Source organism: Mesorhizobium sp. LCM 4577, assembly GCF_001854795.2.
GTDB lineage: Bacteria > Pseudomonadota > Alphaproteobacteria > Rhizobiales > Rhizobiaceae > Mesorhizobium > Mesorhizobium plurifarium.
Genome location: NZ_MDDU01000002.1, coordinates 702,374 through 726,778 on the forward strand (window position 1 = coordinate 702,374; position 24,405 = coordinate 726,778).

The window sequence follows — 24,405 nt, forward strand, 5'->3', positions numbered from 1 at the left end:
CGCATCGATGCATGCCCCATGCCTCAATCCGCATCCCGATCCGCCGGCGCAGGGCGCAATCGGCCGAAATGCCGCGCGGCATTTTCACGAAAATTCGACAAGGCAATCCCGTCAAAGCGTCGTCGGATGCCGTAAACCCGAAACCGACTGCTTTTATCGAAGGTCAGGCGGTTAAGAAATACGGGCGGTTTAGAAATAGCGGCGGCGCGAGCGGCTTTCGGTCAGCTCGCGCACCGCCTCGCGGAATTCACGCAGGCTGGCGCGGATGTCGTCGATCTCACCCTGATCGGCGGGCGACTGGCGAGCGTCGTCCGGGACCGGCGGTTGCGGATGATAGGATGCCGGCGAAGCCGGATAATGGTCCTCGTAGGGATCGGTCCGCGCATGATCCGGCCGATAGGAATAGGAATAGCCCTGCTCGTATGGCGGCCGGAAGTTCTCCCGCGCCGATGTCTGAGCCTTCGGGTAGCGCTCTTCCAGAGTAGGCGCGCGCCAGGCGCTTTCGGGCGGAACAGTGTCCAAATCCACCGTTTCGGCCGGCTCCCGCCGCACGAAATAGCGAAGCGCCGAGGCCAGCGAGCCGAAGAGCCCGGGGCGGCCGGCATCATTGGCCGGTTCCGGCGGCGTGACGGATTGCGCCGGAGCCGACGCGACCGGCGGAGGGGCCGCAGGCGAGGCAGGCGGCGTCGTGTAGGACGCAGCCGGCGATGGCGTGAATGACGCGGCTGAGGGCGGCGTGAAAGCCGGAGCCGGAGATGGCGGCGGCGTGAAAGCCGGAGGCGGCGGAGCGACAGGCGGGGCCGGAGGCGGTGTTACGAGCGGCGGCGGCGCCGGCGGAGCTGCACGGTTCGAAGTGTTCTCCACCGTGGGAGCACGCTCACCCACTCTGCGCCGCGAGCGGCTATCGGCCGTCTCGCGCAGGCTCGCATAGACGCCGCGCAGCCCGCCAAGCCCGATGCCGGCGAACAGGCCGGCAAACAGGCCCGCCAGGGCCATCACCGCACGCGACGGTCCCTTGGCCTGCAGCGGCGCATAGGCCTCCGAAATGACGCTGATATTGGCGGTGTTGATGTCCTTCTGCTCGCCGGTTTCCTTGGCGCGCAGCAGGAACTGCTCGTAGACGGAACGCTTGGCGGCGGCCTCGCGCTCCAGCTCGCGCAGCGAGACCAGATTGTTGTTGACGTCGCCGCTCTGCACCTTGGCCTGCGCCAAGCGCGAGGACAGGTCCTGCTCGAGCTGGACGGAGCGCTTCAGGTCGACCTGCAGCGAGGATGCGATGCGCTGCAGCTCGGCGCCAATGCGCTCACGCGCGCCGGCGAGCTGGGCGTTGAGCGCCTCGATCTCCGGATGGCGCGGCCCGAGCTTGACCTCGGCGCGGTCGGCTTCCTGCTTCAGCGCCGCATATTGCGAGCGCAGCTCGCTCATCATGTTCGAGTTGATCTCCTCGGGCAACGTGCCGCTGAGGACCGAATTGACGTTCAGCGAGCGTGCCGAGGCGGCGCGGGCGTTGAGCTCGAGCGTGCGGGCGCGGGCGACGGAAAGCTGCTCGTTGAGCTTCAGCATCTGGTCGTCACTGATCAGGTGGCCCTGCGCATCGACGAGGTCGTGCGTCGCCCTGAAATCCTCGACGGCGCGTTCGGCCGTCTCGACGCCCTTGCGCAATTCGTCGAGCCTGGCGGTGAGCTCGTCATTGGCGCGGCCCGCCGTGCTCGACTGGATCTCGCTGGAGATCTGCTTGAACGCCTTGACCATGGTGTTGGCGATCAGGGCGGATTTCTCGGCGTTCTGCGTGGTGGCGCTGACCGAGACCACGAAAGTCTTGCCGCCGCGCTCGACATCGAGGCTTTCATACAGGTTGCCGACCGCCAGCGCGCGCTTGCGCGCTTCGTCCGCAGCGCCCGCATCCTGCCGCGACAGGATCGAGCGGAGCGTCGACATCAGGCCGAAGCCGCCCTTGCCCTGGCCGTTGAACTCAGGATCGTTGGTGAGGTTGAGATCGGTGACGACCTTGTTGAGGACGGTGCCCGAAGTCAGGATGCGGACCTGGTTCTCGACAATGGCCAGCGTCGCATCCGAGGCGACCACGTTCTGCGTCAGGTCGCGGTCGGTCAGCTTGAGGTCGCGCGGGTCGACGATGACGTCGGTGGTGGCTTCATATTTCTTCGGCGTCGACAAGGCGATGGCGACGCCGAGCGCGGCGCCCAGGATGGTCGTCGACAGGATCAGCGCCCTGGATCGCGTGATGCCGTGCACGACCTGCATCGGGTCGATCAGCGGCTTCCATTCCTGGGAATCGTCGCCGGCGGATGGCCGGCTCGTATGAGGTTCGGGGGACGCATGCGGCTGCTGGCTCTCCGCCGGGGCTTCATAGAACGGCTCGGGCGACGCAGACCGATTCCTTCCGCGCCGGTCATGTTCGGGTGCGACCGGCTCGGATTCCGGTTGTGCCTGATCGCCGTCAAATCCGCCGGTATCGGCGGGCCGCGGGCTCAACTTCCCTTCGCGTTCGGAACGCGCGGCGCGATGGCGCGCGGCGGCGTCCTCGCGCCAGGAGGAATTGGCCCGCTCGCCGATCGAAACCGTGTTGTCGTCGCCACGCATGGCTTGGCCGAGCGCCAGCAGAGAACGCTCGCGCCTCCAGTCATCACGGTTATCCCTGTCGACCATTGTCCTGGAACTACTCTCTGGCGGCTTGGGCGCGGCGGGTCGGCCAATCGTTAAGCCACGCTAAACGGGCATAGGAAACAAACGGTTAATTTTGCACCCAGGCCCGCACGGTTTCTCGCCTTGTTCGCGGCATTTCGGCGCCGCCAGGACAGGCGCCAGAACGCCGCGTTAAACTTTCCAGCCTATCTATCGCCCCGACATGACCCAGGCCAGCGACATGCCGCAAAGGCGGAGCCTCGCGCGGATCGGCCACTTCGTGGCCAACCGCCGGAAACTGGTATTCGACTATTTCTCGGCGATCAGCGGCGCCGGCGGCCGGCTGGTATTTTCACTCGCCTATTTCATCGCCTTGGCCAACACGCTTTCGATCGCCGAGTTCGGCATGTTCGCGACCGCCTCGGCCGCAGGCATCATGCTGTCGCGCATCCTCGCCTTCGGCTTCATCTCGGCGCTCTACCGCACCGCCACGATCCGCCCCAACCTGATCGGCACCTTCACCGCCGGTTTCCTGCTTCTCGGCCTGTTCTCGCTGCCGTTCCTCGCCGCCGCGTCCTACGTCGTCTATCTGATCTTCTTCGCCGGCACCGTGCCGCTATCGGCCTTTGCCGCTGTCGTCTTCGCCGAGGCGCTTCTGTGGCGGCCGGTCGAAGTGGTGCTGATCGTCAACAACGGGCTCGGCAAGTTCGGGCGGGCAGCCATCCTCGCCATCCTGACGACGGCGCTGAGAGCAGTCGGCGCGATCCTTTTCATGCTTGCCGCGCGGCACACGATCGGCGTCTGGTCGCTGTTCTACATCGGCGCCAACGCCGCCTCGCTCATCGTCGCCTTCGTCTTCTTCTATCCGCGCCAGCGGCTGCGGCTGCGCAGCGAACTCTATTTCCGGCGGCTCGCCGATTCCATCTATGTCGCAGGCTCCGAAGTGCTGTTCTACCTGCAGATGGAGTTCGACAAGCTTCTGGTGCTGTCGATCGGCGGGCCGCATCTCGCCGGCATCTATGCCATCATCATGCGGCTGGTCGACCTCACCGCGATCCCGATCCGCACCTTCTCGATGATGCTGGTGCAGCGCATGATGCGGGCGCCGGAGCTTCTGTCGCGGCTGGCGGTGAAGAGCGGCATAGAGGGCGGCGTATTCCTGGTCTCGACGCTGGCGCTGGTTTCGCTCGGCATCGTGCTGCACTTCTTCCCGAATGCGCTCGGCAAGAATGTCGCCGAGGCAGCGCCGCTGGTCGCGCTGGCGGTCTGCGTGCCTGGCCTGCGCAACCTCGTCGAATACCAGGCCGAGCTGCTCTTCGCGCGCGGCCAGACGGCGGTGCGGGCAATCAATCTCGGCCTGCTCGCCGGATTGAAGGCGGTGCTCTTGACCTATGTGCTGACGACGATCCCCGACACGGCCAATCTCGTCCTGTCGCTCAACATCGTCTTCCTGCTGCTCTATCTCGCCTCGATGCTTTTGACCTATTCGRCCATGCGCCGACCGGCCAAGGCAATTTAAGCCCTACGCGGAAAGCCCGATCAGGCGGCGGATGCGGCCGATATCGGTGCCGATGAAGGACTGCATGCCGATCGCCACCTGTTCCGGCGCCATGGTGTCGACGAAGCGGCGGAACTCGTCATCCGAGAGCGGCTCGCCGGTCCAGTGGACGCGGCAGAACTCCTCCGAACCGTGGAAATGGCCGGCGCCTTGAAGCACGTCGTCGACGTAGCGGCCATAGATCATGCATTCGGAGAACTGGCGCGCCGAGCCGACGACGCCGACCCAGTCGCGGCCGTGCACCTTCTCGATGCGCCCACACATCGCGTTGACCGTCTCCCGACGCCAGGCAATCAGCGTCGAGATGTAGTCGTGGCTCGATCGATTGGCGGGATCGATGCCGAGCGCGGCACCGGCATTGCGCGACCAGATGCGATGCTCGGCATGGCCATCGTTCGACAGCACRCCGTCGCGCCGGAACAGCCGCACCTTGCCCTCGCGCCAGAAGGCGTTCGCGTCGAACGGCTTCAGGAAGGCGACGTCGGAATCGCAAAAGACCAGCACGTCTTCCTTCACCTGCCCGGCAATGGCGATCCGGCGCAGCTGCTGCACATGCCAGCCGCGCAGCGGCTGCGTCTTCAGGCTCAGCCAGACGCGGCGGCGGAAGCCGCTCAGCGGATCGTCAATGACGCGCAGCCAGCGCGGCAACAGGTCCCGTTCGTCCACGACGCTGCGACGGCTGCCTTCGAGCTGGCGAAACAGCGCGACGTCGCGATGTTCGGTCAGGATGTAGTGATGCGCCATGCCGGTGACGTGGCGGTCGACGGTTTCGCACAAAAGCCGGCAGCGCTCGAAGTCCGGCGCGTAGCTCGCCGTGACGATCGCGGCCAAAGGCATGCGCGGCAGCGCTTCGATCGCGGTGGAGGTGCCTGGCACGAAGCGGCTGTTCACCGGCGCGCCTCCAGCGGCCGCGGCCCGAGCGACAGCTTCTGCCTGACGACGCGCCACAGGAAGAGCGGATTGCCGACGATGTAGCGGCGCCACAGCCGGCCGGGCTCGATCCACAGGCGGAACAGCCATTCGAGACGCAACCGGCGCAGCCATAACGGCGCGCGCGGCACCGAGCCGCTCATGAAATCGAGCAGCGCGCCGACGGCGACCGGCAGCGTGCAATGGCGGCTGTCGATGTGGCGCTCGATCCACAATTCCTGGCGCGGCACGCCCATGGCGACGAGCAGCACGTCCGGCCGCAGCCTGGCGATGCGCTCGAGGATCGCCGGCTCCTCGGCAGCGGAGAAGAAGCCGTCATGGACCACGACGAATTTGTGCTGCATGGCGAGCGTCGAAAGCTTCGCGCAGGCGGCTTCGGCATTGGCGCGCGTCGTGCCGAGCAGCGCCACCGTCAGCGGATGCGACGAGGCCTGCAGGAAGGCCGGGATGAAATCGGTGCCGTTGAGATTGCTGGGGAAAGGCGCGCCGTAAAGCAGCTTTGCCGCCATATCGACGCCGACGCCATCGGGAAGGATCAGGAAATTTTCCAGCGCCTCGGCAAAGACCGGATCGGTGCAGGCAAGGTTGGCGTTGTGGGCGTTGAGAAAGCTCACCTTGGTGAAGCGGCGCTCGTCGATCAGCCTGGTGAGCAAGGCGATGGCCTCGTCCCAGCGTATGGCAAGCACCGGAATGCCCAGAATGGTCTTGAGCGTGTCGAAGCCGAAGGCGGCGCGCGCGGCGTGCATGTTCATGCGGCGACCTCCTGCCTGACGGCGCCAAGCTTCTCCAGGCCGAGCCCGATCGCGGCCTCGAGCGCCTTGAGCTGGCGGCGATGGAAGGCGCTGCCATCGACATCGCGGACATTGGCGGCGGCCGCCTGGAGGGCGGCGGCGAAAGCGATCGGATCGTCGGTCACCACGCAATTGTCGGGGCGATAGCCGATGCCGCGCAGCGAGCGGCTGGTGGCGACGGACGGCAGGCCGAGCTCGAAGGTCTCGATGGTCTTCAGCTGCACGCCGCTGCCGGCGGTGCTGATCAGGGGAATGACGGCGGCGGCGCGCACGAAGGCCTGCGCATCCGGAACCCTGCCGACGAAAGAAACGCCGGGATGCGGCGAACTGACCCCTGCAGGCATGTTGCCGGCGATCCTGACGCGGAAATCCGGCTTCAGATGCGGCACCACCTTGGTCAGGAACCAGTCGAGCCCGATGCGGTTCGGCTGCCAGGTCCAGGTGCCGATCAGCGCGGCGTCGCACTCGACATGGCGCTTGGCCTTGCTTGTCGGCGCTTGCGCCCGGGTCACCAGCGGCAGCACCGCCGAGCGCCTGTCGGAGGCGACGCCAAGTGCCGCGCGGTCTTCCTCGGCCAGCGTGAAGACAAAGCGCGCGGCGCCGCAGAGGCGCTCCTCCATGACCTTGAGGAGCCTGGCCTCGCGGCGGAACAGCCAGCGCTGCAACGCGCTGCCGGCCGCGGCCGCATTCTCCTCGGCCGAGCGGTGCTCGACATTGTGCGCCACGAAGACGAATGGACGGTCGACTAGAACCTTCTCGAAGGCGCCAGCGAACTGCACCGAATTCAGGACATAGCCGTCGAAGGGACCGGCGCGTTCGATGGCGGCGCGAACCTCGGCGTCGGAAACGACACGCAGCTTTACGGAGGAGAAGGTAAGACCGGAGAGAACCGCCTTGCCCAGCCAGGCAAGTTTCCGCAAAGCCGAAGCGCTTTCGGTGCGAACCTCGACGGCGTCGAGCACGATGGTGTTCTGGGGATCGGACGGGGCTTTGCCCGGCCAGATGAAGCCGATGACCGTCACGCGCACGCCGGCGCGTCGCAGCGCGTCGATGATCGCGGCATTGGCAATCTCGTAGCCCGAGGCGAGAGCGCCATCGGGCACGATCGATGTGGCGAACAGCAGATGCATCTCACCTATCCTTGGCTGCAGCCGGTAGCAAAACGCGGTGAAGCCTTGATTAAATGGCACTGTCAAAGGCCGAAGACCCGCCTTTTCCGACAGCCGGGCGAGAAGGTGATTAACGAAACGTTATCACCGCGATGCTATCGAGGGCTCAAACCCACGCTGCTCAAAAACGGATGATCGCTTTGCCGTCCGACGCTTCTGTATCGATCGCGGGACGGTCGCCGGGGCTCGCCGCCGAGACCGTCGAGGCGGTCGTGACGCTGCCGACCTTCAAGCGGCCCAAGCAGGTGCTGGAAACCCTGGCCTCGCTCAAGGCGCAGCGGACCGACAGGCGCTTCGCCGTCATCGTCATGGAAAACGAGGCCGAGGCGCGCGAGGGCGCCAAGGCGGCGCTGCCGCTGTTCGAAAGCGGCGAGATGCCCGGCCTGGTGATCATCGCGCATGAGCGCGGCAATTGCAGCGCCTACAATGCCGGCTGGCAGACGGCGATCCTGCAGTTTCCCAACTTCAAGCACCTTCTGGTCATCGACGACGACGAGATCGCCGAGCCCGACTGGCTGGAGCGCATGTGCAAGGCTGCCGAGACCCTTGACGCCGACATTGTGGGCGGTCCTCAGGTGCCCATCTTCGCCGATGCCTCGCATGTGCGATGGGCCGAGCATCCAGTGTTCGCGCCGCCCTATCGGGAAACGGGCCGTGTGCCGGCGCTTTACTCGTCCGGCAATCTGCTGGTCGGGCGCAACGTGCTGAAGGCAATGGGACCGCCCTTCCTCGATCTCAGGTTCAATTTCATGGGCGGTGGCGATTCCGACTTCCTCAGCCGCTCCGCGCAGAAAGGTTTCGTGCTCGGCTGGTGCGCCGAGGCAAAGGTCAAGGAGACGGTGCCGGCCAGGCGCGTCGAGGCCGACTGGATCCGCGCCCGATCCTTGCGCAACGGCGTGATCTCGACGCTTGTCGAAAAGAAGAAGCGGGCCGGCACGCCGTTTGCCGGCCTTAAAGTGTTCCTCAAAAGCCTGGCGCTACTCGCCGCTTCGCCGTTGCGTGGCGCCGTCCGGCTGGCGCGCACCGGCTCGCTGACGACTAGCCTCTACCCGGTCTATGTCGCGCTCGGCCGGGTGCTCGCCGAATTCGGATATGCCAATGAGCAGTACCGGCAGCCTGAGAAGAATTGAGCGCGCGCCGCTCGGCGCCGCCTTCGCCAGGCAAGGTGTGGCGACGGCTGTCGCCGCGCTCTTGTTCACCGTCATCATGATCTCGTTCCGGCCCTTCCAGCCGGCGGGCGCGGAACTGACCGGCGATGGCGGCGACATCGTCAACCAGCTCGGCTTCGGCTCGCTCGGCGCGATCTCCATCTTCTCGCTGCTCGCCTTCGCCGACCCGCGCGTGGTGCGCTCGCTGGTCAGCCCCTCCTGGGCGCTGATGCTCGGGTTCTTCTTCCTGTCGGTGGTGCTGGCGACCGATCCGCCCGCGGCGATGCGCGCCGCCTCCTTCACCATGATCGGCATCATCACCATGGCGACGATCCTGGTGCTGCCGCGCGACGCCGACTCCTTCGCCCGCGTGATCATCTTCACCGCCGTCGTGGTGATCGGCCTTTCCTATATCGGCCTGGTCGTCTTCCCGCATGAGGCGCTGCACACCGCCGACTCGCAGGAGCCGGAGCATGCGGGCCTGTGGCGCGGCGTCTTCACCCACAAGAACATCGCCGGGCCGGTCATGGCCTGCTTCAGCTTCGCCGGGCTCTATCTGTTCCGGCGCGGCCAGCGCTGGTGGGGCGCCGGCATCTTCTGCGCGGCGATGATCTTCATGCTCCACACCGGCTCCAAGACAACGGCCGGGCTGGTGCCGTTCTCGATCATGATCGTCGTGCTGCCCAGCCTCATCGGCATGCGCCTCGGCACGCCGATCCTGTTCGCGTTGGCGATCGTCGCGACCGCTGTCGGCACGCTCGGCATCGTCTTCATCGCGCCGGTGAAACATCTGGCGGCGATCTATTTCCCCGACCTCACCTATACGGGACGCACGACGCTTTGGGAGTTCGCCAGCGAGATGTTGGCGAAGAAGCCATGGACCGGCTACGGCTACGAAAGCTTCTGGGGGACACCGCTGCTGCTCAACCAGGACCAGCCCTTCGACCGCCCCTGGGACATCCGCACCATTGTGCACGGCCATGACGGCTATCTCGACATCGCCGTGCTGATGGGCATCCCGGCGCTGTGCGTCGCCGTCTACACCTTCCTGATCGCGCCCTTGCGCGATTACATGCGCATCCCGGCGCGCAAGGAAAACATCTTCCTTGGCGACTTCTTCATGATGGTGGTGCTGTTCACGGCACTGAACGCTTTCCTGGAAAGCTTCTTCTTCCACCGCGGCGATCCCGTCTGGCTGTTCTTCGTGCTGGGCGTGCTGGGCCTGAGACAAGTCTCGCTGCGGCCGATCCCGGTTCGCGTCTCCCACTAGATCAGGATGACGTTTCGTTGAACCGCCATCCTGATCTAGTTCTTTGTTGGAGCATGATCTTCTCCGAAAACCGGTTCCCACTTTTCGGGACCATGCTCTAATCCTGGACAGTCGATGTCTCGCAGCTGGACTTTTCCTGTGCTCCGCAATTGTCTAAGGAAACCTTCTTCTCGGAGGTTTTCATGACGATCAGGCTGGTTCTCGCCGGTTGCGGCAATATGGGTTACGCCATGCTCTCGGGCTGGCTGAAATCCGCCAAGCTCGAACCGCAAGCGGTGTTCGTGGTCGAACCCAATGCCGAATTGCGCCAGCGCGCCGAACATCTCGGCTGCCGGACCGCGGCGGAGGCTTCAGCCATCCCGGCCAATGCCGTGCCCGATCTCGTCGTCATCGCCGTGAAGCCGCAGGTGATCCGCGAGGTGACGGCGCAGTACAAACGCTTCGGCGACGGCAGGACCAGTTTTCTCAGCATTGCCGCCGGTACGCCGGTCGCCACCTTCGAGGAAATCCTGGGCGAGCTCGCGCCGGTCATCCGCTGCATGCCGAACACGCCGGCGGCGATCGGCAAAGGCATGATGGTGGTGTTTTCCAACCCGCTGGTCTCCGACGACGTCCGGCGCTTCGTTGCCGAACTGCTTTCGGCCAGCGGCGTCGTGACGGCGATCGACGACGAGGGCCTCATGGACGCGGTGACGGCCGTCTCCGGCTCCGGCCCGGCCTATGTCTTCCACTTCATCGAGGCGCTGACGGTTGCGGCCGAGAAGGCCGGCCTGCCGGCCGAGACCGCCAAGCTGCTTGCCTTGCAGACCGTCTTCGGCGCCGCTTCGCTCGCCGCGGAAGCAGACGAGGAGCCGGGCGTGCTGCGCCAGCAGGTGACCAGCCCCAACGGCACCACCGCCGCCGCGCTTGGCGTGCTGATGGGCGGCGACCGCCTGACCAAGCTGGTTACCGAGGCCGTGGAAGCGGCGCGGCTGCGGTCGATAGAGCTCGGCAAGTAGCGCCCTACCCGATCCGACGAACAGCCCGGCCCGGCATGCGCCAAATCCACCAGGCCGGATCGACGACTGCCATGCCGGCTAAGAGCAATTCCAGGAAAAGTGTGAGCGGTTTTCCGTCTGGAATTGCGTAAAAACTAAGAGATAGGGCGTTTCGCCGTTTCCGTAAAACGGTGAAACGCCCGATTTCCCCAAACAATCGGTGGGTTTCCCTTTGGCCCAAGGATTGCCGATTGACTTTGGCATAGGCCACCCAGATAAAACTTTCGTTCGCTGACAAAAGCAAATGTTCATTCGTCCGACTGAACATGCCTGCCTCGTCGGCGAGTGGGGAGTGCCTCCGCCGGAAAGGCCGAGGCGTCATTGAATTGCGGGCATCATCACGCTTCGGGCCGAAGCCGATGTCCCTGGGGAGGTAGAATGGACACCATACTTGCAGGCTTAAAAGGCGCCATCGACACGCTCGGCGCCACCGTGCTCTTGCCGATCGTCATTTTCATTATCGCCGTGGTCCTTGGAGCCAAGGTCAGCAAGGCTTTCCGCGCCGCCATCACCATCGGCGTCGCCTTCATCGGCATCAACCTCGTGCTCGGCCTGATGTTCACCTCGATCGGCGACGTCGCGAAGGCGATCGTCACCAACACCGGCATCCATCGCGACATCATCGATGTCGGCTGGCCGTCCGCCGCCGCGATCGCCTTCGGCTCGTCCGTCGGCCTCTGGGTCATTCCGGTCGGCATCCTGGTCAACATCGCGCTCCTGCTGACGCGCATGACACGCACGCTCAATGTCGACGTCTGGAATTTCTGGCACTTCGCCTTCGTCGGCTCGCTGGTGGTCGCCGCCACCAACAACCTGGCTTACGGCATCATCATCGCCGCGCTTGTCGCGGCGCTTGCCCTGCTCTTCGCCGACTGGTCGGCGCGCGCGGTGCAGCAGTTCTACGGCGTGCCCGGCATTTCGGTGCCGCATCTCGCCTCGGCGCAGATCCTGCCGATCGCCATCGTCCTCAACTGGATCATGGATCGCATCCCGGGGATCAACCGCATCAACATCAGCACCGAGACCAYCGAGCGCCGCTTCGGCGTCTTCGGCGAGCCGGTGATACTCGGGCTGATCATCGGCCTGGTGCTCGGCCTCATCGCCTTCTACAACGCCGGCGACCTCGGCACGGTGCTGGCCAAGGTGCTCGGCACCGGCATGACGCTGGCGGCGGTGATGCTGCTTCTGCCGCGCATGGTGAAGATCCTGATGGAAGGCCTGCTCCCGGTTTCGGATGCCGCGCAGGAATTCGTGCGCAAGCGCACCGGCGACCGCGAGCTGTTGGTCGGGCTCGACTCCGCCATCCTGATCGGCCATCCGGCGGCGATCTCGTCGTCGCTGATCCTGGTGCCGATCGCGATCATCCTGTCGATCATCCTGCCAGGCAACCGCGTCATCCTGTTCGCCGACCTTGCCGTCATCCCCTTCATCGTCGCGATGACCGCGCCGCTGGTCAGGGGTAACGTCTTCCGCATGGTGGTGATCGGCACGGTGACGCTCGCTGTCGGCTTCTACGTCGCCAACGCACTGGCGCCGCTGTTCACGAGCGCGGCCGTCGCTTCCGGCTTCAAGCTGCCGGCGGATGCGCTGCAGATCACCTCGGTGGTCGAYGGCTTCCTCTGGGTTCCCTATGTGATCATCGAAGCGATCCAGGGGCTCGGCGTGATCGGCATCGTCGCCATCGCGGCGATCATCGCGGCGCTGTTCCTGTTCTACCGCCGCAACCCGCTCGGCTGGGAACGCGCCGCCGGCGCCGAGGACGAGCCGGCCGAAGGCGCGGCCTGAGCCGGCCAGGCCTGACCTGACACGACCGTGCTCCCCGAAACCGATATTGCGGGGCGCACGGTCCGCATCGAATGGAGTAGCCCTTGTCGAATGGCCTGATCCAACTGCTGGACCCCGAGGCGGTCGTCCTCGGCTCCGATGCCTCGACCAACGAGGAGATCATCCGCATCCTGGCCTCCAGGCTGGAGGCGCTGGGCTACGTCAAGAGCAGCTACGCCGACGCTGTCGTGCGGCGCGAGATGACGATACCGACAGGCCTGCCGCTGGAGCGCGCCGACAATGTCGCCGTTCCGCATACCGACCCCGAACATGTGCTGAAACCGGGCGTCGCGATGGGCACACTCAAGCGGCCCGTCCCCTTCGCCAATATGGAAGATCCCGACGAGAAGCTGCCGGTGGGCTTCGTCTTCCTGCTTGCCATCAACGACAAGGACAAGCAGATTGACACGCTGCAGACCGTCATGGCCACCATCCAGAACTCCGCGGCGCTGGATGGCTTGAGGACGGCCACGACCTTCGAGGACGTCCGCGCCATTCTCGGCTGACAAAGGAAAGAACATGTCCAGACAGAAAACCATTCTTTTTGCCTGCGGCACGGGTGTCGCGACCTCGACGGCGGTCAATGCAGCGGTGACGGAAGCGATGAAGAAGCGCGGCCTGACCTTTCATGCGCAGCAGGCCAAGGCCACGGAAGTGCCCGGACTGGCCGACAGCGTCGACTTTATCGTCGCCACCACGCCGATCTCGGCATCCGTGAAAAAGCCCGTGATCAAGGGGCTCGCTTTCCTCACCGGCATCGGCAAGGACAAGGCGCTGGACGAGATCGAGGCGGAGCTGCGCAAATAGAGCAATTCCAGGAAAAGCGTGAGCGGTTTTCCGTCCGGAATTGCGTAGAAACAAAGAGATAGAACGGTTCGCCGTTTCCGCGAAACGGTGAAACGCTCTAGACGCGGTTCAGCCCGACAGGGCTGGCGAACCGATCTTCGCTCCGTAGAGCATGTCGTCCTGCAGCCGGCGCAGGGCGTAGAGCCTCGTTGTCCGGTCCGGCGCGGCATTGTCCTCGGTCAGCAACTCGCCCTTCTTCACCGGCTTCAGCGCCTTACCGCCTTCGAGCAAGCCGACCGGCACGGCGCGGCTCGTCCGCGCATCGGCGATCGTCATGGTCCAGGAGCGGTAGCAGGTCTCGCCGATGGYATCGAAGGTCTCGCCGGCGGCGAGATCACGCTTGGCGACCGCGCAGACTTCCGCCACCGGCCTCGGCAGAGGCACCATGTCGGGCTTGCCATGGAGCATGATACGGGCGGCGGTGAGCGGCACCTCCAGCGAGGTCAGGTGATAGGGTCGGAACAGGCCGTAATAAGGGCCCTTGCCGACATGCAGATCGTCCATGCGCTCGACGACGCGCGGGTGCATCRCCTCGACAATGACGAAGACGCCTGGCGCCACCCCCTTGCCGATCGTGTAGTCGACGACGCCTTTCCTCGACAGGAGGCCACCATCCTCTTTCGGGATCAGCACCCTGGCCAGTTGATCGCGATCAGCCTTTGGACCGTGCATGCCGGGAACATCCGGGACCAGGCCGGTGGCGTTGGCGATGGCGCACATCTCGACCATGGTCTTCGAGCCGTCGACGAACTCGACCAGCATGCGCGGGTTCATGTTGCGTCGGGCAGCCTCCTCCCGGTAATCGTCCGGAACGGCGTCATGGTTGAGCGGATTGTTCTTGCCCTTGCCGGCAGCGACGATGCTCAGCCCGAGCGCCGAGGCAAATTCGATCAGCTCCATGCAGCTCGAAGGTTCGTCGCCGGCGCCGACGGAGTAGATAACCCCCAACCGGTCGGCCTGCTGTTTCAGGTAGCAGCCGATGGTCACGTCGGCCTCGACATTCATCATCACCAGATGCTTGCCATGCTCCATGGCCATCAAGTCGAAATCGGCGGCGACCCCCGGCTTGCCGGTGGCGTCGATGACGACGTCGATCAGCGGGTTGGTGACCAGCATCTCGTTCGAGGTGATGGCGATCCTGCCGGCTTCGATCGCCTGGGTGACCTTGGAAGCGGTTTCAGCCTCTACCGCCGACGCCTCGTCGCCATAGGCGATGCGGATCGCCTCGCGGGCGGTGTGCGGGCGCCGCGTGGAAATGGCCGTGATCGAGATGCCCGGCATCAGCATGCCCTGCGTCACCAGATCGGTCCCCATCTCGCCGGAGCCGATGACGCCGATGCGCACCGGCCTGTCCTCGGCGGCGCGGCGGGCGAGATCGCGGGCAAGTCCGGTCAAGGCGATATTGGTCATGCAAGAAAACTCACGGCTTTTTGCTCCGGCCCGCAATACAGGGAACGATCCGCGTTTGCCAATCAAACCAGCCCGACATGGCGATTTCTTGCGAATGCTTTGCAAGGCCGCAGCAGATTTCGCGGGAGCTCGTGCATGGCAGCCGCACGATTCGCCGTTTCTTTCAGACCGTTAACCATTGCAGCGCGCTTTGAACTGGAAAAGCCCAGACGGACGCACTCGGTTTCTGTGCCATTTTTGCTACAGGTTTTGGCCCTAATGCCCGGAATTGCAATTTTAAGGGGTGTCTAATCCATTATATGCTCACAACCGCGAAAAATCTGATAGATACTGGTCGAAAGCTCCGGTGGCAGGCTTGGGCAAATAAGCGCCAATAAAAAAACAATGGCGCGGGGATAGTCACGGGGTAGAAATGACCAGGACGGGTAAAGTGACCGTCGGCTGGAGCCTTGCGCTTGCCGTCACGGTGTCGATGCTGGATTGTGGAAGCGCCAGCGCACTCACACTCAAAGAAGCCGTTGCCGTCGCAGTGGAATCCAATCCGGAGATTGGACAGGCGATCGAAAACCGCGAAGCGATCGAATTCGAGCTGCGCCAGGCGAAAGGCCTTTATCTTCCCAGCGTCGATCTGGAAGCGTCGACCGGCGTTCGCCGCCTGGACAATGATACGAGGCGCGCGCTCGACGAGGATCACAAAGCCCTCTATCCCAACGAGGCCGACCTCACCGTCTCGCAGACGCTTTATGACAGCGGCGCAAGGCGGGCGGAACTGAACCGCCAGGCCTCGCGGGTCGATGGAGCATCCTTCCGGGTTCTGGAACGGTCCGAATTCATCGGGCTCGCGGTGGTCCAGGACTATCTTGAATACATGCTGCAGGCCTCGATCGTGGCCGAAGCCAAGAAGAACCTTGGCTTCCATCAGTCCATCCTCGGCGACATCAAGCAAGGCATTGCGGGCGGCGCGCTCAACGAGGCCGACCGGCAGCAGGCCGAGGAACGCCTTTTTGCCGCCAAGGCGCGGATGCAGGAGGCAACCGAAGAACTCGAGGCGGCCAAGATCCGCTTCTTCAAGAATGTCGGCAAGCCRCTGACCAACGCGTCGCGGCCGGCCGATGTCTCGGCCGCCCTGCCGCGGTCGCTGGACGATGCGATCGGGCTCGCCAGGCAGAACAATCCGCGCGTCCATATGGCCAACAGCGATATCGACGCCGCCGCTTCGCTCGTCGATGCGGCGCGGGCGAAATACGGCCCCACGATCACCGCCGAGGGCGTCGCCCGGGGCGGCTATGACATCGATGGCGACAATGGCGATGCGAGCGACCTGCAGGCGCGGGTGGTGCTGCGCTGGAACCTCTATCGCGGCGGCATCGACAAGGCCAACGAACAGGAACAGATCCGCCGCACCAGCGAGCAGCGTCTTGCGATGCACCAGGTGCTGCGCGAGATCGAGGAAGCCGTGCGCACGTCATGGGACCGCCGCTTCCGCCAGGCGGAACTGGCAAAGACACTGCGCCAGCAGGCAGCCACCAACGAAAAGCTCGTCGCTTCCTATCGCGAGCAGTTCAAGGTCGGACAGCGCTCACTGCTTGACGTGCTCGATGCCCAGAACACGCGCTTCAACACCGCGACACTGGCCGACACGTCGTCCTACGCATCGCTGTTTGCCCAGTACCGGCTGCTGGCCGCAACCGGGGAATTGCTGAAGACGCTCAACATCCAGCCGGCCAAGCAGTCCGCGGCCTACGCCCGTGAGGAATTCGGTGTGCCGGCTACGGCCGATACCGAGACTTATGCGCGCACGCCGTCGGAGCAGAAGAACGATCTGCCGTTCGACATCCTCGCGCCGGTCAGGAAAAAGTAGCTAATGTAAGCATCGATCCCTCAGTCCTTCGGGGCGGATCGTGAACCAGCAACCTCATATCCTGTCGCCCAAGGAGGCTTTCAAAGCCTGCTTCTGCGCCGTTGCGGCCTATCTCGGCCGGCCGAGCGCGGAAACAGTGTTGTTTGCAGGCGTGCCAATTTCGGAGACCCGCATCGAACCGGAGGAAATCCGCCATCTGGCCGAACGCATCGGCCTGGAAGCCCAGGATTTCAGCCATCGCGATTTCCTGCGCGGCCGCTTCGACCTTCCGGCGATCGTCTTCCGCGTCAGCCAGTTGCCGGTCGCTCTCCTGGCGGAAATCGAGGGCGGGCAATATCTTACGGCGCCGCAGGTGAACGGCCGCACCACGATCGACAGGGCGGAACTCGCCGAAAACTATATCAGCGGCGGCACGTCCTTTTCGATCACCTATGCCAACCAGGCCGAGGAGATGACGGTCGGCACCGCCGCGCGGATCGAAAGGCGCCACTGGCTGACCGGCACCATGGGGGCGTTCTGGCGCACCTATTCCAAGGTGGTGCTGTCGGCGGTCTTCATCAATCTCTTGGCGATCGCCTCGCCGATCTTCACCATGAACGTCTACGACCGCATCCTGCCGAACAAGGCGATCTCGACGCTTTGGGTGCTGGCGCTCGGCATCGGCGCGGCGATCCTGTTCGACCTGCTGCTGAAGACGGCCAGGGCATCGCTGATCGACTATGCCGGCCGCAAGGCGGACCTGCGAATCTCCTATCTGCTGTTCGAGAAAGTGCTGAATTCCTCGCTTTCGGCGCGGCCCGGGTCGACGGGCGAATATGCAAACCGGGTCACGCAATACGAGTTCGTGCGCGAGTTCTTCACCTCGAACACGATCAGCGTCTTCATCGACACGATCTTCGTCTTCGTCTTCCTGGCCGTGATCTACGCCATCGGCGGCTGGCTGGTGATCATACCGGCGCTGGCCTTCGTCATCTCCGTCATCGTCGGGCTGGTCACGCAGCGGCGCATCGGCAAGCGGGTCGCCGCCTCGATGAACGAGGCCTCGCAGCGCCAGGCCCTTTTGGTCGAGTCCATTTCCACGCTTGAGACGATCAAGTCGCTGCGCGCCGAAGCCTATCTCCTGCGCAAATGGGGCGAGCATTCGAAGAACGCGGCCAACACCTCGGAGAAGATCAAGGAGCTCTCGGCGGCGGCCGGCAACATCACCGGCGCCATCCAGCAATTCGTCACCGTCGCCCTGGTGGTTGCCGGCGCCTATGCGTTCTCGGAAGGCCAGGTCTCGACCGGCGCCATCATCGGCACCGTGATGCTCGCCGGCCGCGCCGTGGCGCCGCTCGGCCAGATCGCCATCACGCTTGCCCGGTTCCGGCAGGCGATGCTGTCGCTCAGGATCATCAACACGATCATGTCGCAGCCGGAGGATCGCCCCGACACGGTCGGCTTCGTCAACCGGCCGATCCGCAGCGGCGCGCTCGTCTTCAGGAATGTCGGTTTTGCCTATCCGGGCACGGAAAACGAGGTTCTGAGCGGGCTCAACATCGCGGTCCGGCCCGGCGAGCGGGTCGGCATCATCGGCCRCATCGGCTCCGGCAAGACCACGATGGGCCGGCTGATCGGCCGGCTCTTCCTGCCGACGTCGGGGGAGCTGCTCATCGACGGCATCGACATCCGCCAATACCACCCCTCGGAGGTCCGCGCCGCGGTCGGCATCGTCGCGCAGGCCGGCGACCTGTTTTCGGGAACCATCAAGGAGAACCTCCTGATGGCGGCGCCGGAAGCGACCGACGAGGAGATCATCGATGCGGCGAAAGCCGCCGGCGTCGACGACTTCGTCTCGCGGCATCCGCGCGGCTACGACATGAATGTCGGCGAGCGGGGCACCAATCTGTCGGGCGGGCAAAGGCAGTCGGTGGCGATCGCGCGGCTGCTTTTGACCAAGCCGAAGATCGTCTTCCTGGACGAGCCGTCGGGGTCGATGGACCTCGCTTCGGAACGGCAGTTGATCAAGCAGCTCAAGGTGGCGTTCGACCGCGACACGACGCTGATCGTGTCGACCCATCGCTACAGCATGCTGGAGCTTGCCGACCGCCTCATCGTCATCGACCAGGGCCGCGTCGTCGCCGACGGGCCGAAGGAACAAGTCATCCAGGCACTGCAGAAGGGCAGTGCCTGACCGGAACGTATAGACATGCTTGCAAGGGAAGACCGGCCACCTCTATTTGCCTCGGCCTCCGTCTACATCATCGGAGCGCTGTTCGTGTGCTTCACGGCATGGGCATCCTTTGCCGAGGTGGACGAGATCGCGCGCGGCGAAGGCAAGGTGATACCCGCCTCGAAGACGCAGATCATCCAGGCCAGCGAGGCCGGCGTGGTGCAGGAGATCGCCGTCCAGATCGGCCAGACCGTCAAGAAGAACGATCTCATCATCCGTCTCGACAATTCGGGCAACACGTCGAGCCTTGGCGAGGAGCAGGCCAAGGCGCGGGCGCTGCAGGCGCGCATCGCCCGGCTGCAGTTCGAGCAGAGCGGCAATGTCGAAGGGTCGTTCCCCTGCCCCGCGGAAATCCAGAAGGTCGCGCCGGAGATCTGCGACAACGAGCAAAAGCTGCTCGTCGCGCGCCGCGACAATTTCGAGGTCAAGCTGTCGGTTCTCAAATCGCGGCTCGACCAGCGCGAGAAGGAGCTGGACGAGGCCACCGCCAATGCCGATCGCCTGTCCAAGAGCCTGGCCGTCAGCGACCAGGAGACGGCGCTCGTCGAATCCATGGTGAAGAAGGGCCTGATGGCCAAGACTGAGCAGATCCGGGTCGAGCGGGAGCAGACGGACCTGCACGGCCAGCTCAACCTGGCCGGCGAGACCATCAAGAAGAGCAAGGCCGCGATCACCGAGGCGCAGCTTCAGGTGAACGAACTGGGCCTGCAATTGCAGCAGGAGGCGTTGAGCGACCTGACGCAGGCGCTCGCCGATCTTTCCGTGGTCGACGAGACCATCCGCGGCGCCACCGACAAGGTGGAGCGCACCGACATCCGCTCGCCGGTCGACGGCATCGTCAACACGCTCGATGTCAACACGCTCGGCGCCTTCGTGCAGCCGGGCGCGGTGGTGGCCGGCATCGTGCCGACCTCCGAGACGCTGCTGGTGGAGGCCCGGGTTTCGCCGCGCGACGTCGCCTTCATCCAGCCGGACCAGGAGGCGCTCATCAAGGTCACGGCCTATGATTTCTCGATCTTCGGCGGCATCGAGGGCAAGGTCTCCAACATCACCGCCGACAGCCTCGTCGACCAGAAGACGGGCGAGCCCTACTACCAGGTGCGCGTCGCCACCGAGAAGTCGACGCTGACGAGGAACGGCAAGACCTATTCGATCATCCCCGGCATGATCTGCTCGGTCGACATCAAGACCGGCCGCAAGACGATCCTCAACTATCTTTTGAAGCCCATCAACAAGGCGCGCCAGGAGGCGATGAGTGAGCGATAGCGCCATCCGCCCGGACACTCCGCGCGAACGGCTGCTGCCGGCCCTCGCGGCCGAGGATTTCGGCCCGGAATTCCGCGTCGTGGCGCGCGGCGGCGTGCGTCGCGGCATCCGGCTGGAACGCGCCTTCTGGGTGTCGCTGAAGCACATGGCGGAAAGCCGCAAATGCACGATCGGCATGCTGGTCGAGGAGATCGCCGAACAACATCCCGACCAGGGAAACCTCACCTCGGCGATCCGCGTCGCCTGCATGCGCGGCCTTGCCGAGGAGAGCATGGAGCTGCGCAAACTCGCTTCGATCCGCACGATCAACGCGATCCTGGTCGCCTGCCCCTCGCCCGCATTCGCGCTGTCGTCGTCGAAGAAGATCCTGGCGTTCAACACGCCGTTCCAGCAACTGGTCAGGCGTCAGTTGCCGAGCGCGCCCGGCGAAGATGGGCGGCAGGATTTGAAGCTGGCGCTTGACCTCAACGTTCCCGATATCTTCGCCCGGCTCGACGCCAACAGCGAAACTCCCGTCACCAGCGGTTTCGTCATCGGCGCCGGCGAGCGCCGCTATCGCGGCCAGCTCAGCGCCGTGCGCGCGCCGGTCACCGAGCCGGAACTGCTGATGGCCTTCGTCTTCAACGGCTGATCCGCTGTAGGCTACCGCCTCAAGCTGGAAGCCACTGACGGTTCCGGCGATCCTTCGCCCGGAGCGACCGTCGCGAAGCCGCCGGCGATGTCGGCCATTTGCGCGCCGGACTTCGACCCGTGGATCCAGGCGCGATCGGTGCTGAAGGAATAGAGCGGAACATAGTCGGGCAGATCGCTGTCACGCATGACGGCGTTGCCGAGGCTGTCGAGGATGAAGGCGCCGCTTCCGGTGCTTACCGACAGGACGGCATGGAAGAACTTGCGGCGGCGGTCCTGGAGCACCACCAGCGACATGCTCTGCGCCGGGATGCCGGCCCTGAGCAACGCCGCCATCTTCAATATGGCGAAATCCTCGCAATCGCCGGCGCGATGCTCGAGGATTTCCGAGGGCTTCGCCCAATAGTCGAGCTTGCCGTAGACGACGCTGTCCTTGCGATAGGCGATCAGGCGGTTGATGCTTGAGTTGACGAAGGACAGCTTCTCGCGAAAACCCTTGGCCGCCGCAATGTCGACGATCTCGGCGAAAGCCGGGCTCTCGTGGTCGCAGGGGCTGCCGGCGGTGCAATCGACGATCGCCCTGTAGACGGGAGCCCAGCGCGCCGCGACGGGAAAGTTGCGCATCGACAAGGCGACGGAGCCGAAGACACCGGGAATGATCGCGGCGGTCTGGATCGGGTCGATGCCGGGATCGGCCGCGGCGGTCGAGCGCGTTTCAACCTCCTGGGACGCTGTGTATCCCGTCGAGACGTCGGCGATCCGGTAGGCCGCGGCCGGCTGCCAGGGCTGCGTCCGGGTCAGCGAAACGCCGCCGAGGCTCGCCGGCGCAAGCACCTTTTGCAGGTCCGGATTCACCCCTGAATCCACGCCGGCGGACGATGGATTTGCCTGAACGGCAAGGCCGATCGCCAGCAAGAGAACCCTGATCCCCGTCATCCCCGGGGCTGCTTTTTGTATTTTCATAACGCCCACCTTTGACTGTGGACGCTACCAATCTTGTCTCAAATTATCGGAAAGGAAGGTGGGTAAATTTCCGCGAATCACTCTATTCTATTTTCCATCAATTTTTATTCAAATTTATACTTTCATTTACCAAACCAACGTGCCGCACCGAAGCGGATCCGGCATTCCTTAAGATCATGCATAACTGGATATATCATCGCGATTTACCAAGTGTAAAAAATGCGATTCTCTACATATTCCAGTATATGAAATAGATTGAAGGTCTGTTGCAAAGTCCGGGCCTGACATGTCTCTTTCCGGGAAATGCCGGAGGGGCTTTAGCTATGACGACCAATATCGAATTCGACGCCGTTTCAAATTCCTGGGACGAGCACACGGGCACCGCTGAAAATCATATCTCGACGGGTGTCGAGGTCGCGCAGGCGACCACCGGCCAGGCGGCGAGCGAGCCGGTGCCGGTCGATGTCGGCAGCGGCGCGCCGGCGCAGGGCGCGGCCAATGCGCCGGCCGCGAACCAGCCGGCAGCCGATGCGAATGCCCCTGCTAACGCTGCGGCTTCCAATGCCGCCCAAGGAAACGCACCGGCCGCAAACGCGCCGGCGGCAAATGCCGCGGCTGCTAACGTTCCGCATGAATATCACGCCGAAGCCGGCAATGTCGTGAAGCTCCCGGCCAATGTCTCGATCGACAACATCAAGGTCGACGGCCACAATCTGGTGCTTCAGCAGCCCGACGGTTCCGAGATCGTCATCAAGGACGGCGCGCTCAACGTGCCGACCTTCATCCTGGGCGATGTCGAGGTGCCGCGCGTGGCGCTGATCGCGGCGCTCGAGGCCAGCCATGTCGATGTCGCCTTCGGCGCCGACGGCTCGATCTCGGCCGGCGGCAACGGCTCGCCGAGCAGCGCGGGCGGCAATTTCGAACAGCCCGCCGGCGGCATCGGCGACGGCTTCGGCCTCACCGCCCTGCTGCCGCCGACGGACCTGGCGTTCGGGCAGCCGGAACATCGCGAGCTGTTCCCTGGGCTCGTCGACAGGGGCGTTTCCGTCGTGGCGATGTCGCTGCTCAGCCCGACCGAGGCGGCCAGCGAAACCGGCTTGAACGGCGGGCCGCAACAGTCGCCGGGCAGCGACGCGCCGAGCAACGCGGAAACGTCGAGCAATGGAACGATCACCATCGACGCGCCGGACGGCATCGGATCGATCGTTATCAACGGCGTTGCCGTCACTACCGTCGGACAGCAGATCCAGGGCCAGTTCGGCTATATCACGATCGTCTCGCTGAACACGAGCACCGGGGTCGTCGAATACAATTATACCGTCACCGAATCGGTCACGCATCCCATACATACGGACGGGTACGACCAGAACGACACGGTTCCGGACAATTTCAGCATCACCGTCACCGATTCCGATGGCGACACGGCCAGCACCACTTTTGCCGTCGCCATCATCGACGACGTGCCGACGGCGGTCGCCGACGTCGACAGCGTAGCGGCCGGCCAGCTCGGCCCGGCTACCGGCAACGTGCTGCTTGGCGGCACCGATGCGGGCGACACCAACACGACGGACGGTGTCGCCGACGTCCAGGGGGCCGACGGCGCGAAGGTGGTTGGCGTTGCCAAGGGCACGACCAATGCCGATCTGGACGACGCGAGCACACTCGATGTGCAGGTCCAAGGCGCCTACGGCAAGCTGACGCTCCACGCTGACGGCAGCTACACCTATGTGCGCGACGCCAACACGCCCGGCGGCGTCAACGATGTCTTCACCTATACGATCAAGGACGGCGACGGCGACACCTCGCACACCACGCTGACGATCTCGATCGGCAATTCGACGCCGGAGATCAGCGACCTCACGCCCGAGGCCAATGGCGGCGACGTCGTCGTCAATGAGGACGACCTCTTGGCCGGCCGAGGCTCCGGCGAATCAGCCGGTTCCGACGCATCGAAGGAAAGCACCACCCAGGGCGGCACCTTCACCATCCATTCGCCCGACGGCATCGCCTCGCTGAACATCGGCGGACACGACTTCATCACCAATGGCCAGTTTACCGGCGGTTCCTTCACGACGGCGCTCGGCAACACGCTCACGGTGACGGCCTACAATGCCGCGACCGGCGAGGTGAGCTACACTTACACGCTCGTCGACAACGAGGCGCACGACCCGATTCAGGGCACCAACAGCCTGTTCGAGAATTTCGACGTCACGCTGACCGACATGGACGGCCAGAGTGCCAACAGCACGCTCTCCGTCAACATCGTCGACGATGCGCCGACGGCTTCGGCCGAGGCCTCGCAGAACGTCGCCGAAGGCGCGACGGTGACTGGCACGCTGGACTTCGTCGCCGGCGCCGACGGCGCAACGGTGACGCACATCAACGGCACCGCGCTGGTCTTCGATCCCGTCACCCACTACTCGCAGCCGATCGACATCGGCGCCGGCACCATCCAGGTGAAGGCGGACGGCTCCTACTCGTTCACGGCCGATGCGTCGGTCAACAACAGCTCCGGTCCGGTTGCGGTCAGCGCCACCTACACGGTGACCGACGGCGACGGCGACAYGGCAACGGCCGGCATCGCCTTCGCGGTGACCGACGCCAACCACCCGAGCACAGGCACCGCCTCGGCCTCGGTCGACGACGACGGGCTTGCCGGCGGCAATCCGGCAAGCACCACCGGCGACATCGCCGTGCCCAACACCGATGGCGACAACAACGAGGCAACGTTCTCGGGCACGCTCGGCGGCAGCGTCGGCGGCGACGGCGCGGGCTCAAACGGCTTCTCGTTCGCCGCCCTCAACGGCACCTCCGGCACCGTCGGACAAGAGAGCGTCACCTACAGCT

19 protein-coding genes are annotated in these 24,405 nt (G+C 64.5%); 12 read left to right on the forward strand and 7 right to left on the reverse strand.

Going from position 1 to position 24,405, the window contains the following annotated elements:
• Window positions 1-189: 189 nt before the first annotated feature.
• A complete protein-coding gene (locus LCM4577_RS07890) occupies window positions 190-2,667 on the reverse strand; it encodes a GumC family protein (protein WP_071070562.1) in 2,478 nt (825 codons plus the stop codon).
• 199 nt (window positions 2,668-2,866) lie between these two features.
• On the opposite strand from LCM4577_RS07890, the gene LCM4577_RS07895 reads away from it, so the two are divergent.
• Window positions 2,867-4,162, forward strand: a complete 1,296-nt coding sequence (locus LCM4577_RS07895) for a lipopolysaccharide biosynthesis protein (protein WP_071070564.1) — start codon at window positions 2,867-2,869, stop codon at window positions 4,160-4,162.
• Window positions 4,163-4,165: 3 nt separating this feature from the next.
• On the opposite strand, the gene LCM4577_RS07900 is transcribed toward LCM4577_RS07895, so the two are convergent.
• Genes LCM4577_RS07900 through LCM4577_RS07910 form a run of 3 tightly spaced genes read right to left on the reverse strand, consistent with a single transcriptional unit; the run spans window position 4,166 to window position 7,052 of the window.
• Window positions 4,166-5,092, reverse strand: coding sequence for a DUF6492 family protein (locus tag LCM4577_RS07900; RefSeq protein WP_071070567.1), 927 nt, complete (start codon window positions 5,090-5,092; stop codon window positions 4,166-4,168).
• Window positions 5,089-5,883 carry a WecB/TagA/CpsF family glycosyltransferase gene (locus LCM4577_RS07905; RefSeq protein WP_040988136.1) on the reverse strand — a complete coding sequence of 265 codons (795 nt, stop codon included), beginning with the start codon at window positions 5,881-5,883 and terminating at the stop codon, window positions 5,089-5,091. The genes LCM4577_RS07900 and LCM4577_RS07905 overlap by 4 nt, the downstream gene beginning before the upstream one ends.
• Window positions 5,880-7,052 carry a glycosyltransferase family 4 protein gene (locus LCM4577_RS07910; protein WP_041008796.1) on the reverse strand — a complete coding sequence of 391 codons (1,173 nt, stop codon included), beginning with the start codon at window positions 7,050-7,052 and terminating at the stop codon, window positions 5,880-5,882. Before LCM4577_RS07910 ends, LCM4577_RS07905 begins: the two co-directional genes overlap by 4 nt.
• A 170-nt stretch (window positions 7,053-7,222) precedes the next feature.
• Between LCM4577_RS07910 and LCM4577_RS07915 the strand changes: the two genes are divergently transcribed.
• From LCM4577_RS07915 to proC, 3 genes are all read left to right on the forward strand, one after another.
• Window positions 7,223-8,221, forward strand: a complete 999-nt coding sequence (locus LCM4577_RS07915) for a glycosyltransferase family 2 protein (RefSeq protein ID WP_071032488.1) — start codon at window positions 7,223-7,225, stop codon at window positions 8,219-8,221.
• Window positions 8,190-9,509, forward strand: a complete 1,320-nt coding sequence (locus tag LCM4577_RS07920) for an O-antigen ligase (RefSeq protein ID WP_071070569.1) — start codon at window positions 8,190-8,192, stop codon at window positions 9,507-9,509. Before LCM4577_RS07915 ends, LCM4577_RS07920 begins: the two co-directional genes overlap by 32 nt.
• A gap of 182 nt (window positions 9,510-9,691) precedes the next feature.
• Window positions 9,692-10,507, forward strand: a complete 816-nt coding sequence (gene proC, locus LCM4577_RS07925; RefSeq protein WP_040988202.1) for a pyrroline-5-carboxylate reductase — start codon at window positions 9,692-9,694, stop codon at window positions 10,505-10,507.
• Window positions 10,508-10,511: 4 nt separating this feature from the next.
• On the opposite strand, the gene LCM4577_RS07930 is transcribed toward proC, so the two are convergent.
• Complete coding sequence (locus LCM4577_RS07930) at window positions 10,512-10,814, reverse strand: hypothetical protein (RefSeq protein WP_131803247.1); 303 nt, start codon at window positions 10,812-10,814, stop codon at window positions 10,512-10,514.
• 110 nt (window positions 10,815-10,924) lie between these two features.
• On the opposite strand from LCM4577_RS07930, the gene LCM4577_RS07935 reads away from it, so the two are divergent.
• The 3 genes from LCM4577_RS07935 (at window position 10,925) to LCM4577_RS07945 (ending at window position 13,177) form a co-directional block, all read left to right on the forward strand.
• Window positions 10,925-12,331: a PTS galactitol transporter subunit IIC gene (locus LCM4577_RS07935; RefSeq protein WP_071070571.1), complete on the forward strand. Its 1,407-nt coding sequence runs from the start codon at window positions 10,925-10,927 to the stop codon at window positions 12,329-12,331.
• Window positions 12,332-12,414: 83 nt separating this feature from the next.
• Window positions 12,415-12,876 (forward strand): PTS sugar transporter subunit IIA, encoded by a 462-nt coding sequence (locus LCM4577_RS07940; RefSeq protein ID WP_071032485.1) that lies wholly within the window; start codon window positions 12,415-12,417, stop codon window positions 12,874-12,876.
• Between the two features lie 13 nt (window positions 12,877-12,889).
• A complete protein-coding gene (locus LCM4577_RS07945; protein WP_040988125.1) occupies window positions 12,890-13,177 on the forward strand; it encodes a PTS sugar transporter subunit IIB in 288 nt (95 codons plus the stop codon).
• A gap of 108 nt (window positions 13,178-13,285) precedes the next feature.
• Here LCM4577_RS07945 and LCM4577_RS07950 read toward each other — a convergent pair whose 3' ends face one another.
• Window positions 13,286-14,626, reverse strand: coding sequence for an NAD(P)H-dependent oxidoreductase (locus LCM4577_RS07950; RefSeq protein ID WP_071070573.1), 1,341 nt, complete (start codon window positions 14,624-14,626; stop codon window positions 13,286-13,288).
• A 412-nt stretch (window positions 14,627-15,038) separates the two neighbouring features.
• Between LCM4577_RS07950 and LCM4577_RS07955 the strand changes: the two genes are divergently transcribed.
• Genes LCM4577_RS07955 through LCM4577_RS07970 form a run of 4 tightly spaced genes read left to right on the forward strand, consistent with a single transcriptional unit; the run spans window position 15,039 to window position 20,596 of the window.
• On the forward strand, window positions 15,039-16,487 hold the full coding sequence (locus LCM4577_RS07955) for a TolC family protein (protein ID WP_083354658.1): 1,449 nt from the start codon (window positions 15,039-15,041) through the stop codon (window positions 16,485-16,487).
• A gap of 40 nt (window positions 16,488-16,527) precedes the next feature.
• A complete protein-coding gene (locus tag LCM4577_RS07960; protein WP_071070575.1) occupies window positions 16,528-18,660 on the forward strand; it encodes a type I secretion system permease/ATPase in 2,133 nt (710 codons plus the stop codon).
• Window positions 18,661-18,675: 15 nt separating this feature from the next.
• Window positions 18,676-19,965: an HlyD family type I secretion periplasmic adaptor subunit gene (locus LCM4577_RS07965; RefSeq protein ID WP_071070577.1), complete on the forward strand. Its 1,290-nt coding sequence runs from the start codon at window positions 18,676-18,678 to the stop codon at window positions 19,963-19,965.
• On the forward strand, window positions 19,955-20,596 hold the full coding sequence (locus LCM4577_RS07970) for a ribbon-helix-helix domain-containing protein (protein ID WP_071070578.1): 642 nt from the start codon (window positions 19,955-19,957) through the stop codon (window positions 20,594-20,596). The genes LCM4577_RS07965 and LCM4577_RS07970 overlap by 11 nt, the downstream gene beginning before the upstream one ends.
• Window positions 20,597-20,607: 11 nt before the next feature.
• Here the strand turns inward: LCM4577_RS07970 and LCM4577_RS07975 are convergent, their stop codons facing one another.
• A complete protein-coding gene (locus LCM4577_RS07975; protein ID WP_338012028.1) occupies window positions 20,608-21,531 on the reverse strand; it encodes a transglutaminase-like cysteine peptidase in 924 nt (307 codons plus the stop codon).
• 350 nt (window positions 21,532-21,881) lie between these two features.
• Here LCM4577_RS07975 and LCM4577_RS07980 point away from each other — a divergent pair.
• A partial coding sequence (locus LCM4577_RS07980; RefSeq protein ID WP_198541027.1) for an S-layer family protein occupies window positions 21,882-24,405 on the forward strand: 2,524 nt, incomplete at its 3' end.

What these genes read in the sequence shown, in the direction of transcription:
- LCM4577_RS07905 (WP_040988136.1), bottom strand. Translation starts at nt 5,883, where the DNA reads ATGAACATGCACGCCGCGCGCGCCGCCTTCGGCTTCGACACGCTCAAG.
- LCM4577_RS07965 (WP_071070577.1), top strand. Translation starts at nt 18,676, where the DNA reads ATGCTTGCAAGGGAAGACCGGCCACCTCTATTTGCCTCGGCCTCCGTC.
- LCM4577_RS07920 (WP_071070569.1), top strand. Translation starts at nt 8,190, where the DNA reads ATGAGCAGTACCGGCAGCCTGAGAAGAATTGAGCGCGCGCCGCTCGGC.
- LCM4577_RS07890 (WP_071070562.1), bottom strand. Translation starts at nt 2,667, where the DNA reads ATGGTCGACAGGGATAACCGTGATGACTGGAGGCGCGAGCGTTCTCTG.
- proC (WP_040988202.1), top strand. Translation starts at nt 9,692, where the DNA reads ATGACGATCAGGCTGGTTCTCGCCGGTTGCGGCAATATGGGTTACGCC.
- LCM4577_RS07975 (WP_338012028.1), bottom strand. Translation starts at nt 21,531, where the DNA reads ATGACGGGGATCAGGGTTCTCTTGCTGGCGATCGGCCTTGCCGTTCAG.
- LCM4577_RS07945 (WP_040988125.1), top strand. Translation starts at nt 12,890, where the DNA reads ATGTCCAGACAGAAAACCATTCTTTTTGCCTGCGGCACGGGTGTCGCG.
- LCM4577_RS07930 (WP_131803247.1), bottom strand. Translation starts at nt 10,814, where the DNA reads ATGTTCAGTCGGACGAATGAACATTTGCTTTTGTCAGCGAACGAAAGT.
- LCM4577_RS07915 (WP_071032488.1), top strand. Translation starts at nt 7,223, where the DNA reads ATGATCGCTTTGCCGTCCGACGCTTCTGTATCGATCGCGGGACGGTCG.
- LCM4577_RS07910 (WP_041008796.1), bottom strand. Translation starts at nt 7,052, where the DNA reads ATGCATCTGCTGTTCGCCACATCGATCGTGCCCGATGGCGCTCTCGCC.